11 protein-coding genes are annotated in these 11,847 nt (G+C 68.0%); 7 read left to right on the forward strand and 4 right to left on the reverse strand.

The features are described 5' to 3' along the window. Position 1 precedes the first annotated feature (1 nt). The gene (locus UB43_RS14740) at positions 2-796 is read right to left on the reverse strand and encodes a LysR family transcriptional regulator (RefSeq protein WP_045212198.1); all 795 of its coding nucleotides are present in this window, start codon (positions 794-796) and stop codon (positions 2-4) included. Positions 797-908: 112 nt separating this feature from the next. Between UB43_RS14740 and UB43_RS14745 the strand changes: the two genes are divergently transcribed. After that, positions 909-1,634: an SDR family oxidoreductase gene (locus UB43_RS14745; protein WP_045212200.1), complete on the forward strand. Its 726-nt coding sequence runs from the start codon at positions 909-911 to the stop codon at positions 1,632-1,634. A 151-nt stretch (positions 1,635-1,785) separates the two neighbouring features. Here the strand turns inward: UB43_RS14745 and UB43_RS14750 are convergent, their stop codons facing one another. Beyond that, positions 1,786-3,018 carry an NADH:flavin oxidoreductase/NADH oxidase family protein gene (locus tag UB43_RS14750; protein WP_045212202.1) on the reverse strand — a complete coding sequence of 411 codons (1,233 nt, stop codon included), beginning with the start codon at positions 3,016-3,018 and terminating at the stop codon, positions 1,786-1,788. Positions 3,019-3,097: 79 nt separating this feature from the next. Between UB43_RS14750 and UB43_RS14755 the strand changes: the two genes are divergently transcribed. Further along, on the forward strand, positions 3,098-3,607 hold the full coding sequence (locus UB43_RS14755) for a MerR family transcriptional regulator (RefSeq protein WP_045212205.1): 510 nt from the start codon (positions 3,098-3,100) through the stop codon (positions 3,605-3,607). 102 nt (positions 3,608-3,709) lie between these two features. On the opposite strand, the gene glcC is transcribed toward UB43_RS14755, so the two are convergent. Beyond that, positions 3,710-4,480: a transcriptional regulator GlcC gene (gene glcC / locus UB43_RS14760; RefSeq protein WP_045212207.1), complete on the reverse strand. Its 771-nt coding sequence runs from the start codon at positions 4,478-4,480 to the stop codon at positions 3,710-3,712. 228 nt (positions 4,481-4,708) lie between these two features. On the opposite strand from glcC, the gene glcD reads away from it, so the two are divergent. The 5 genes from glcD to UB43_RS14785 all read left to right on the forward strand — a co-directional run bounded on the left by glcD (position 4,709) and on the right by UB43_RS14785 (position 10,841). Then, positions 4,709-6,208: a glycolate oxidase subunit GlcD gene (glcD, locus tag UB43_RS14765; protein ID WP_045212210.1), complete on the forward strand. Its 1,500-nt coding sequence runs from the start codon at positions 4,709-4,711 to the stop codon at positions 6,206-6,208. Further along, entirely contained in the window at positions 6,208-7,248 is a 1,041-nt protein-coding gene (glcE, locus tag UB43_RS14770) for a glycolate oxidase subunit GlcE (RefSeq protein ID WP_045212211.1), read from the forward strand. The genes glcD and glcE overlap by 1 nt, the downstream gene beginning before the upstream one ends. After that, positions 7,248-8,522, forward strand: a complete 1,275-nt coding sequence (gene glcF, locus UB43_RS14775) for a glycolate oxidase subunit GlcF (protein WP_045212213.1) — start codon at positions 7,248-7,250, stop codon at positions 8,520-8,522. Before glcE ends, glcF begins: the two co-directional genes overlap by 1 nt. Continuing rightward, entirely contained in the window at positions 8,501-8,899 is a 399-nt protein-coding gene (locus tag UB43_RS14780) for a heme-binding protein (protein ID WP_045212216.1), read from the forward strand. The genes glcF and UB43_RS14780 overlap by 22 nt, the downstream gene beginning before the upstream one ends. Before the next feature lie 253 nt (positions 8,900-9,152). Beyond that, positions 9,153-10,841, forward strand: coding sequence for a lactate permease LctP family transporter (locus tag UB43_RS14785; protein ID WP_045212219.1), 1,689 nt, complete (start codon positions 9,153-9,155; stop codon positions 10,839-10,841). A 278-nt stretch (positions 10,842-11,119) separates the two neighbouring features. Here the strand turns inward: UB43_RS14785 and arfB are convergent, their stop codons facing one another. Continuing rightward, the gene (arfB, locus tag UB43_RS14790) at positions 11,120-11,533 is read right to left on the reverse strand and encodes an alternative ribosome rescue aminoacyl-tRNA hydrolase ArfB (RefSeq protein WP_045212222.1); all 414 of its coding nucleotides are present in this window, start codon (positions 11,531-11,533) and stop codon (positions 11,120-11,122) included. Positions 11,534-11,847 lie beyond the last annotated feature (314 nt).

Genomic DNA, 11,847 nt, shown 5'->3' on the forward strand with positions numbered 1-11,847 from the left:
ATCAGGCCGCTTCGCGGGCGCGCAGGAAGTCGTAGAGCGCGCGCACGGCCGGCTGCTCCAGTGCCTGGGCGGCGTGGCAAAGGCCGATGCGGCGCACAGGTAGCGGCAGGTTCAAGGTTCCGCTGCGCACGGCCGAAGCACCGCTCAGCAACGATGCCGGCAGGATCGCCGCACCAACTCCCGCGCTGACCAGACGCAGCGCCAGGTTCAGGGTGCTGGCCTGCGCGACCACCGGTGCGCTGCCGTAGGCCGTCATCAAGCGCTGGTGGGACGGGTGCGCCGGACAGGTGATCCACGCGTCGACTGGCGCACTCTCGGCGCCGGGCGGCAGCGCCAGTAAGTAGGGATCGTCCCATACCGGAACGAACAGTTCGTCCTCGCAACAGAACTCCTCCGCCGCCAGCCGCGCCTCCCCCACACAGCCTTCCTCCAGGTGCAGCTGCAGGTTCGGGATCGCCTGCCGGGCCAGGTCGACGAAGCGCTCGATCTGCTCGGCGCTGATGTCCCCTTCCACGCCCAGGTGCAGCGGCTGCCGCTCCGACGACTGGCGGAACAGCTTGCGCAAACCCTCCGCCTCGGCCAGCAGGGCACGGGCTCGCGGGTACAGGGTGCGCGCCGCTTCGCTGACATCCACGCCGCGCGGTTGGCGCACGAACAGCTCGGTGCCCAGGCTCTCCTCCAACTGGCGCACGGTGGCGGACAGCGTGGGTTGGCTGACGAACAGGCGCTGCGCGGCGGCGGTGATGTTGCGCTCTTCGAAAACGGCGACGAAGGCGGCGAGCTGTCGAATATCCATAGGAATTCCCGATACCAGGCACAGGAATAAGCCATTTTTCAGGCAGGTAAGCGCTAAATATACTTCACTGCATCGTCCAGGCATCCAGATTTTCGATTGCAGGAGAACCACCATGAGCAAGCCCCTGATCATCGTCACCGGCGCCAGTTCCGGCATCGGCGAAGCCACCGCCCGCCTCTTTTCCCAGCAGGGTCACCCGCTACTGCTGCTGGCCCGGCGCATCGACCGCCTGGAAGCGCTGAAGCTGCCCAACGCCTTGTGCCGAGCAGTGGACGTGACCAACCGCGAAGCCCTGCTGGCCGCCGTGGCGGAAGCCGAGAAGCGCTTCGGCCCGGCCGATGCGCTGGTGAACAACGCCGGCGTGATGCTGCTGGGCAACATGGTCGAGCAGGACCCGGCCGAGTGGGAGCGCATGCTCGACGTCAACGTGAAGGGCCTGCTCAATGGCGTGCACGCCGTGCTCAAGGGCATGGTCGAACGCAACCAGGGCACCGTGATCAATGTCAGCTCGGTGGCCGGGCGCAAGACCTTCCCCAACCACGTCGCCTACGTCGGCACCAAGTTCGCCGTGCACGCGATCTCCGAAAACCTGCGCGAGGAAGTGGCGGCGCACAACGTCCGCGTGGTGACCATCGCCCCCGGAGCGGTGGAAACCGAACTGCTCAGCCACACCACCGACGCGGCGATCAAGAGCGGCTACCAGGACTGGAAACGCGAGATGGGCGGCAAGGTGCTCAGCGCCGAGGACGTGGCCAACGCCATCGCCTACGCCTACAACCAGCCGCAGGGCGTGTGCATCCGCGAGATCGTCCTGGCGGCGACTCGGCAACAGGCTTGATCGGCGCCAGGCCCGCCCACCCGCCCCTTGAGGGAGAGGCCCAGGAATTTGTTGGAGCGGACTCCGTCCGCGATCGGCTGATCCCATCGCCAGGATCATCCTCAGAGCGGACGATCAGACATCGCGGACGGAGTCCGCTCCTACGCTCCGATCAACCAAGTTGCCGCGCCGCCCAGCGGCGGTACTGCTTGGCCCGGCGCAGCGTGCGCCACTGCTCCATCACCAGCGTGCGCCACGGCGAAGCCTGCGGGTTGGGCGCGCGGTGGGCGCCGATGCGGTGCAGCTGCAACTTGACCAGCGCCATGTAGGCCAGCGCCGCCAGTGGCTTGGAGCGCCAGCGGATCGGCGGCAGTTGCGGCTGGGTCTGGCTGCCACGCTGCCAGTGCAGCACCAGCTGCGGCTCCAGCGCCAGTGCGGTGCCGATGCCGACCATCTCCAGCCCGCTGTCCAGCACCTGCTCCGCCACCGGCAGACGGCGGATGCCGCCAGTGACCATCAGCGGCATGCGTGCCGCCTCACGCATCTCGCGGGCGAATTCGAGGAAGTAGGCCTCCCGCGCCAGGGTCCGGCCGTCACGGGCGTCGCCCTGCATCGCCGGCGCCTCGTAGCTGCCGCCAGACAACTCGACCAGGTCGACCTTCTCGTCGTTCAGCCACTCGATCACCTGGCGCGCGTCGCTGGCGTCGAAGCCGCCGCGCTGGAAGTCGGCCGAGTTGATCTTCACCCCCACGCAGAACTCTGGCGACACCTCGGCGCGCACCGCACGCACGACTTCCAGCAACAGCCGCGCGCGGTTTTCCAGCGAGCCGCCCCAGCGGTCCTGCCGCTTGTTGGCTAGCGGCGAGAGGAACTGGCTGAGCAGGTAGCCGTGGGCGGCATGGATCTGCACGCCGGTGAAGCCGGCCTGTTCGGACAACTGCGCGGCGCGGACGAAGCGCCGGATCACCTCGGCGATATCGGCCTCGGTCATCTCGCGGGCGACGGCGAACAGCTTGGAGAACTTGCCCATCTCCAGCGGCACCACCGACGGCGCGATGGCGCCCTGGCCGAGGTTGGTCTGCACCTGGCGACCGGGGTGGTTCAGCTGCAACCAGAACTGCGCGCCGCGGGAACGGCCGATGCGCGCCCATTCGCGGAAGCGCTCAAGATGCTGCTCGTTTTCCAGCACCACGCCGCCGGGGCCGGTCATGGCGCGACCGTCGATCATCACGTTGCCGCTGAGGATCAGGCCGACGCCGCCGTCCGCCCAGGCCTGGTAAAGGCGCAGCAAGGCAGCCGAAGGCGCCTGGTCGGCGTCGGCCATGTTCTCTTCCATGGCGGCCTTGGCGATACGGTTGGGGACTTCGCCGCCGTTGGGCAGGCGCAGGGGCTGGAAGGGCGACATGGCTAGGCTCCGAGGTTGTGGTGCGAGCAAGGCTAAGTTTAAAGTTCACTTCAAGGTCAAGCCCCTTTCGGAGCCCAGCATGAAAATCGGTGAACTGGCCAGCCTCAGCGGCCTGGCTCCCTCGCGTATCCGCTTCTACGAAGCCAGCGGGCTGATCGCGCCGGCGCGGCGCCTGGCCAACGGCTACCGCGAGTACCCGCCGGAAACCCTCGACCTGCTGGAAATCATCCGCAGCGCCCAGCAGACCGGTTTCACCCTGGAGGAAATCCGCAGCCTGCTGCCGCACTCCAATCCCATCGAGAACGGCCACGGCGAACTGGTCGCCGGCCTGCGCCGCAAGGTCGCGGAGATCGAGGCGATGGAGCGGCAACTGCAGCAGAACCGTTTACGCCTGCTGGAAGTGATCGAGGGTATCGAGAACAAGCCCGAGGGCATGGGGTGCGCGGCGAATGCCGAACGCATGCTGGCGGAGATGCGCGAGCGCAAAACCCGTAACCACCCCGCCAAACCTGTAGGAGCGGGCCATGCCCGCGATGGGCGGACAACGTCCGCTGCTTCAGCGAAACGCCCTGCCCCCAGCGAATCCTGAGTTCGCGTGCCGACCGCCGGCCGGCCCGTTACGCTATCGCGGGCATGGCCCGCTCCTACACCGAGAATGCCGGCGAGCGTAGGAGCGGACTCCGCTCCTAAGTTACCTCCAACCCTCGAGCCGCAAGGTCGCGCGCACCAGCCGCTGCTCTTCCTGCTCGATCTCCCGCAGGTTGTCGCGCACGCCGTGGATATGCTCGCGGGCGGCGCGCTGGGCCTGTTCCGGCTGGCGCTCGACGATGGCGCGGTACAGCCGCGCATGCTGGCGGTCGATCTGGCGCTTCTGCGGCGGGCGGTTGTAGAGGTTGTTCACCGAGGCGAACACGGTGCTGAGCATCAGCTCGTTGAGCGATTGCAGCGTGTGCACCAGCACCGGGTTGTGCGAGGCCTCGCTGATCGCCTGGTGGAAGGCATGGTCGCGCCGTGCATGTTCGCGTGGGTCCAGCGGTTGCGGTTCGTCGAAAGCCGCATGCATCTCCTCGAAGCGCCGGCCGATCAGCAACAGGTCGACCTCGGTGGCGCGCAGAGCGGCCAGCCGGGCGGACTCGCCTTCCAGCAGCGCGCGCACTTCCAGCAGGTCGTAGAGCGTGCGCGGCTGCGAGCGGAACAGGTGCATCAGCGGCGAAACGTCCTCGGCGCCGGTCAGGTCGGCGACGAACGAGCCCCGCCCCTGCTCGGTATCGACGATGCCGCGCCCGCGCAACGCACGCAGCCCCTCGCGCAACGCCGAGCGCGAGCAGCCGAGCTTCTCCACCAGGCGCCGCTCCGACGGCAACGCCTGGCCGACCTTGAGTACGCCATCGACGATCAGGCGCTCGATCTTTTCTGCCACCTGGTCGGCGACACGCTGCTTGCCCTGCTGGAGGCTGGTCATCGAACGGCTCCACAACTGGTAGGACCAGCAGGTATCCACCTGCCTCGTGCCCAACAACCCTAGCCGCCATGACTGGGCCTTTCCAGCGCAGCGGCACGCAACAACTGGTCGGACCAGTGCGAAAGCCGATGGACGCCTGCGAAGCGGCGGCCGCATGTTCACGGCGCTGTGGCTCATGAAGCCCGCCTGACGGGCTCGTCCAATAACAAGATCAGAGCACCGTGGCCCATGAATATCCTCTATGACGAGCGCGTCGATGGCGCGCTGCCTGCCGTCGACAAGTCCGCCCTGCTCGCCGAGCTGCGCGCGACACTGCCCGACCTCGAACTGCTGCACCGCGCCGAAGACTTGAAGCCCTATGAGTGCGACGGCCTCTCCGCCTACCGCACCGTGCCGATGCTGGTGGCGCTGCCCGAGCGCATCGAGCAGGTGCAGGCGCTGCTCAAGCTCTGCCATGCGCGCCAGGTACCGGTGGTGGCGCGTGGCGCGGGCACCGGGCTCTCCGGCGGCGCGCTGCCGCTGGAGAAGGGCATCCTGCTGGTCATGGCGCGCTTCAACCGCATCCTCGAAGTGAACACCGCCGGCCGCTTCGCCCGCGTGCAGCCCGGCGTGCGCAACCTGGCGATCTCCCAGGCCGCCGCGCCGCACGGCCTGTACTACGCACCCGATCCGTCGTCGCAGATCGCCTGCTCCATCGGCGGCAACGTCGCCGAGAACGCCGGCGGCGTGCATTGCCTCAAGTACGGCCTGACCGTGCACAACCTGCTGAAGGTGGACATCCTCACCGTCGAGGGCGAGCACCTGACGCTGGGCAGCGACGCCCTCGACAGCCCCGGCTTCGACCTGCTCGCGCTGTTCACCGGCTCCGAAGGCATGCTCGGCATCGTCACCGAGGTCACCGTCAAGCTGCTGCCCCGGCCGCAGGTGGCGCGGGTCCTGCTGGCCAGTTTCGATTCGGTGGAAAAGGCCGGCCGCGCGGTGGCCGACATCATCGCCGCCGGCATCATCCCCGGCGGACTGGAGATGATGGACAACCTGTCGATCCGCGCCGCCGAGGACTTCATCCACGCCGGCTACCCGGTGGACGCGGCGGCCATCCTGCTGTGCGAACTGGACGGCGTGGAAGCCGATGTGCAGGACGACTGCCAGCGCGTCGACGGCGTGCTGCGCGCGGCCGGCGCCACCGACGTGCGCCTGGCCTGCGACGAGGCCGAGCGCGTGCGCTTCTGGGCCGGGCGCAAGAACGCCTTCCCGGCGGTGGGGCGCATCTCCCCGGACTACTACTGCATGGACGGCACCATCCCGCGCCGCGAGCTGCCGCGCGTGCTGCATGGCATCGCCGAATTGTCGAAGGAATTCGGACTGCGCGTGGCCAACGTCTTCCATGCCGGCGACGGCAACATGCACCCGCTGATCCTCTTCGACGCCAACGTGCCCGGCGAGCTGGAACGCGCCGAGGCCATCGGCGGCAGGATCCTCGAACTCTGCGTGGCGGTGGGCGGCAGCATCACCGGCGAGCACGGCGTGGGGCGCGAGAAGATCAACCAGATGTGCGCGCAGTTCAACAGCGACGAACTGACCCTGTTCCATGCGGTGAAGGCGGCGTTCGACCCGGACCGCCTGCTCAACCCCGGCAAGAACATCCCGACCCTGCACCGCTGCGCCGAGTTCGGCGCCATGCACGTGCACCACGGCCAGTTGCCCTTCCCCGACCTGGAGCGATTCTGATGGCCGACGCCAGCGCCGACCTGCTCGAACAGGTGAACCAAGCGCTCCACGCTCAAACGCCGCTGCGCATTCGCGGCGGCGACAGCAAGGCCTTCCTCGGCCACCCGGTGAACGGCGTGGAACTGGATACCCGAACCCACTGCGGCATCGTCAGCTACGACCCGACCGAGCTGGTGCTCACCGCCCGCGCCGGCACGCCGCTGGCGGAGATCGAAGCGGCGCTGGAGGCGGCTGGTCAGATGCTGCCTTGCGAGCCGCCCACTTATTCCGATGCCACCTTCGGCGGCGTGGTCGCAGCCGGGCTTTCCGGCCCGCGCCGGCCCTGGTCCGGCTCGGTGCGCGACTACGTGCTGGGCACGCGGCTGATCACCGGCCACGGCAAGCTGCTGCGCTTCGGCGGCGAGGTGATGAAGAACGTCGCCGGCTACGACCTGTCGCGCCTGCTGGCGGGCAGCTTCGGCTGTCTGGGGGTGATCACCGAAGTCTCGATGAAGGTGCTGCCCAAGCCGCGGATGTGCGCCAGCCTGCGCCTGGAAATGGACGTTCATCAGGCGCTGGGAGAACTGGCGGAATGGGGCGCGCAGCCGATCCCGATCACCGCCGCCTGCTACGACGGCACCGCGCTGCACCTGCGCCTGGAGGGCGGCGAAGGCTCGGTATGCTCCGCGCGCCTGCGCCTGGGCGGCGAGGAAATCGACAGCAGCTACTGGCAGGACCTGCGCGAGCAGCGCCTGGGCTTCTTCGCCCGCCCCGGCACGCTCTGGCGGCTGTCGCTGCCCAACGCCACGCCGGCGCTGTCCCTGCCGGGCGAACAGCTGATCGACTGGGGCGGCGCGCAACGCTGGCTGAAGTCCGACGCGGGCGCCGAGCTGATCCGCCACAGCGTCGCCGAAGTCGGCGGCCATGCCCTGCGCTACACGCCGGGCGACGACGGCTTCCACCCGCTGCCCGCCGCCCTGCTGCGTTACCACCGCAACCTCAAGCAGCAGCTGGACCCGCAAGGCATCTTCAACCCCGGCCGGATGTACAGGGAGCTCTGATGCAAACCAACCTGAGCGAACAGGCCAGGCACCTGCCGCGCGCCGAGGAAGCCGAGCGCATCCTGCGCTCCTGCGTGCACTGCGGCTTCTGCACGGCCACCTGCCCGACCTACCAGTTGCTGGGCGACGAACTGGACGGCCCGCGCGGGCGCATCTACCTGATCAAGCAGGTGCTCGAAGGCGCCGAGCCCAGCGCCAGCACCCGCGAACACCTGGACCGCTGCCTGAGCTGCCGCAACTGCGAGAGCACCTGCCCTTCCGGCGTGGACTACCACAACCTGCTGGACATCGGCCGCGCCGTGGTCGAGCAGCAGGTGCCGCGCACCTTCGGCGAGCGCGCGATGCGGCGCGGTCTGCGCGCCGTGGTGCCGAATGCCGCGTTGTTCGGCGCGCTGGCCAAGGCCGGGCGGACCTTCTACCCACTGCTGCCGGAGAGCCTGCAAAGCAAGCTGCCGCGCCATCCGCACCCGCCCGTGGAGCGCCCGAAACCACGGCACACCCGGCGCATGCTGATGCTCGAAGGCTGCGTACAGCCGGCCCTTTCACCCAACACCAATGCCGCTGCCGCGCGGGTGCTGGATCGCCTGGGCATCAGCGTGATCCCGGCGGCGGACGCCGGTTGCTGCGGCGCCGTGGACTATCACCTGAACGCCCAGGAGGACGGGCTGGACCGCGCCCGGCGCAACATCGACGCCTGGTGGCCGTCCATCGAAGCCGGCGCCGAGGCCATCGTGCAGACCGCCAGCGGCTGTGGTGCCTTCGTCCGCGACTACGGCCACCTGCTGGAACGCGACGCCGCCTACGCCGCCAAGGCAAAACGGATCAGCGAGCTGTCCCGCGACCTCTCCGAAGTGCTGCGCGACGAGCCACTGGAGGAGTTTCACCTGCAGGGCGACCGCCGCCTGGCCTTCCACTGCCCCTGCACCTTGCAGCACGCGCTGAAGCTTGGCGGCGCGGTGGAAAGCGTGCTCACGCGCCTGGGCTTCAGCCTCACCGCCGTACCCGACAGCCACCTGTGCTGCGGCTCGGCCGGGACCTATTCGCTGACCCAGCCAGAGCTGTCCCGGCGCCTGCGCGACAACCGCCTGAAGGCGCTGGAGAGCGGCGCCCCGGAAGTCATAGTCACCGCCAACATCGGCTGCCAGACGCACCTGGGTGGCGCAGGCCGTACCCCCGTCCGGCACTGGATCGAACTGGTGGAAGAGGCGCTCGCCGATGCGCCGCTGGAATCCCTTCAAGGCGAGGTGCAGGCATGCTCAGCAAAGCCGTTCTGACCCAGCAGGAAGTTGGCCGCATCCTCGCCGCCGCGCGCACCGAAGCGCAGCGCAATCACTGGGCGGTGTCCATCGTGGTGGTCGACGACGGCGGCCACCCGCTGGCCCTGGAACGCCTCGACGGCTGTGCGCCGGCCAGCGCCTACATCGCCACGGAGAAGGCCCGCAGCGCGGCACTGGGGCGGCGCGAGACCAAGGGCTATGAGGACATGGTCAACGGCGGGCGAACCGCCTTCGTCACCGCGCCGCTGATCACCTCGCTCGAAGGCGGCGTGCCAGTTGTCCTGGACGGCCAGGTGATCGGCGCGGTGGGCGTCTCCGGCGTGAAAGCCGGGGAAGATGCGCAGGTCGCCAGCGCAGGCGTGGCGGCGCTGTGAAGTCGTCCACGCGGCCCCGGCGGCAGGTGCCCAGTGGCCGAGTTGCGGTCGCCGTCGGTTTCGAGCGAGCCGGCGGCGACGCCCGCGAAAGCTTGCTCGCATCGTTGTTCAAAAGCCCCGTTACGCGCCGCGTGCCGGGGCTTTTTCCATGGGCGCCGGCACATCGCCGACCGCCGTCCAACGCACCACCGAAGAAAGTTATCCACCGCTGACGCTTTGCCGTGTGCATCCACAACAACAAGGGACAATCCCCATGCAAACCTGGCAGCAGCTCTATACCCCGCTTGGCAGCCTCGGCCTCTCGGCCCTGGCGGCCCTCGTGCCGATCATTTTCTTCTTCCTCGCCCTGGCGGTGTTCCGCCTCAAAGGCCATGTCGCTGGCGCCATCACCCTGGTGCTGTCGCTGCTGATCGCCATCACCGTCTACCACATGCCGGTGGACAAGGCGCTGGCCTCGGCGGTCTACGGCTTCTTCTACGGGCTCTGGCCAATCGCCTGGATCATCGTGGCGGCGGTGTTTCTCTACAAGCTGACGGTGAAGAGCGGGCAGTTCGAGATCATCCGCAGCTCGGTGCTGTCGATCACCACCGACCAGCGTTTGCAGGTGGTGCTGATCGGCTTCTCCTTCGGCGCGTTCCTCGAAGGCGCGGCGGGCTTCGGCGCGCCGGTGGCGATCACCGCGGCGCTGCTGGTCGGGCTGGGCTTCAACCCGCTGTACGCCGCCGGGCTGTGCCTGATCGCCAACACCGCGCCGGTGGCCTTCGGTGCACTGGGCATCCCGATCATCGTCGCCGGGCAGGTGTCAGGGGTGGATGCCTTCAAGATCGGCGCCATGGCCGGGCGGCAGCTGCCGATCCTGTCGGTGATCGTGCCGTTCTGGCTGGTGGCGATGATGGACGGCTGGCGCGGCATTCGCGAAACCTGGCCGGCGCTGCTGGTGGCCGGCGGTACCTTCGCGATCAGCCAGTTCCTCACCTCCAACTTCATCGGCCCGGAGCTGCCGGACATCACCTCGGCGCTGCTGAGCATGGTCTGCCTGACGCTGTTCCTGCGGGTGTGGCAACCGGTGAACCTGCGCGAAACGGAGTTCTCCAGCCTCAATGCCGATGGCACGGCGACGCTGGGTAATTTCGGTGGCGGCGGCCAGCGCCAGGAATCGCAGTACAGCCTGGGGCAGATCATCAAGGCCTGGTCGCCGTTCCTGATCCTCACCGTGCTGGTGACCATCTGGACGATGAAGCCGTTCAAGGCGCTGTTCCTGCCCGGCGGCGCGCTGGAGAACTGGGTGGCGGTGATCGCCGTGCCCTACCTCGACCAGCTGGTGCTCAAGGCCGCGCCCATCGTCGCCAACCCGACGCCGATGCCGGCGATCTACAAGTTCGACCTGGTGTCGGCCAGCGGTACGGCGATCTTCTTCGCCGCGCTGATCTCCATGGCGATCCTGCGCATCGGCGTGAAGAGCGGTGCGGCGACCTTCGGCGAGACCCTGAAGGAGCTGAAGTGGCCGGTGCTGACCATCGGCATGGTGCTGGCCTTCGCCTTCGTCACCAACTACTCGGGGATGTCCACCACCCTGGCGCTGGTGCTGGCCGGAACCGGCGCGGCCTTCCCGTTCTTCTCGCCCTTCCTCGGCTGGCTGGGGGTGTTCCTGACAGGGTCGGACACGTCATCCAACGCCCTGTTCGGCTCGCTGCAGGCGACCACCGCGCACCAGCTCGGCGTGAGCGACACGCTGCTGGTGGCAGCCAATACCACGGGCGGAGTCACCGGCAAGATGATCTCGCCGCAGTCCATCGCCGTGGCCTGCGCGGCCACCGGGATGGTCGGCCGGGAGTCGGACCTGTTCCGCTTCACGGTCAAGCACAGCCTGATCTTCGCGGCGTTCATCGGCTTGATTACCCTGGCGCAGGCGTATGTGTTCACGGGGATGCTGGTGCACTGACGGTGCGATCCAGAAGGAGCAGGCAGCACACGTGGGGCGCATAACGCACCAGCGTTATCCGCCCTACAGTACTGCGCCTGCCGCCGGGGACTCCTGTAGGAGCGAGCTTGCTCGCGAAGCGATTCCGCTGCGGGGCCTAGTTCGCGAGCAAGCTCGCTCCTACGAAGGCCAGGAGCCCCTCACCCTAAGCCTGGCTACGCGCCCCGCTCCTCAAGCAGGAGAGGGCTGGGGTGGGGGATTGGCCCGAGCGTCGATATTCCCAACGGCCCGGACCGCGCTCAGTAATCCACCTTCCCCCGCCCCGCCTTGATCGACCCACGCTTGCTCTTGCCCTCCAGCCGGCGCGTCTTCGAGCCCAGCGTCGGCTTGGTCGGGCGGCGCTTCTTCTCCACTTTCGTGGCGCTGCGGATCAGCTCCGCCAGGCGGTTGAGCGCGTCCTCGCGGTTCTGCTCCTGGGTACGGAACTGCTGCGCCTTGATCACCACCACGCCGTCGCTGGTGATGCGCTGGTCGCTGAGCGCGAGCAGGCGTTCCTTGTAGAACTCCGGCAGGGATGAGGCGCGCACGTCGAAGCGCAGGTGCACTGCGCTGGACACCTTGTTGACGTTCTGCCCGCCGGCGCCCTGGGCGCGGATGGCGGTCAGCTCGATCTCTGCGTCGGGGATCTGCACGGTATTGGAAATCTGCAGCATGGGAAGCATTCAAAGTGGAAATGAACGTCAGGATACCGCGCAGCGCCGCTGGTGTCCCAAAGCCATCTAGCCCGCCGCGGAGCGCCTGTTCCTGACTTTTGCGTCAATTTTTGTATACGAACTTGTGTACAAGTTTTTCTTGCAATGTCATCAATTCACCATTAGAACCCAGCCTGTCACCGACCGCAGTTCCTCCTGCGGGACGCCGGCCCCCAAGCCACAAAAACAAGAAAAAGACAGAGGTGCAGCATGGCTTCATCCGCGACGACGGCCTTTGGCGCCGCCCGCCCCCAACCGCGTTCCAGCCGCCGCCT

The organism is Pseudomonas sp. 21 (assembly GCF_000955805.1).
Lineage (GTDB): Bacteria > Pseudomonadota > Gammaproteobacteria > Pseudomonadales > Pseudomonadaceae > Pseudomonas.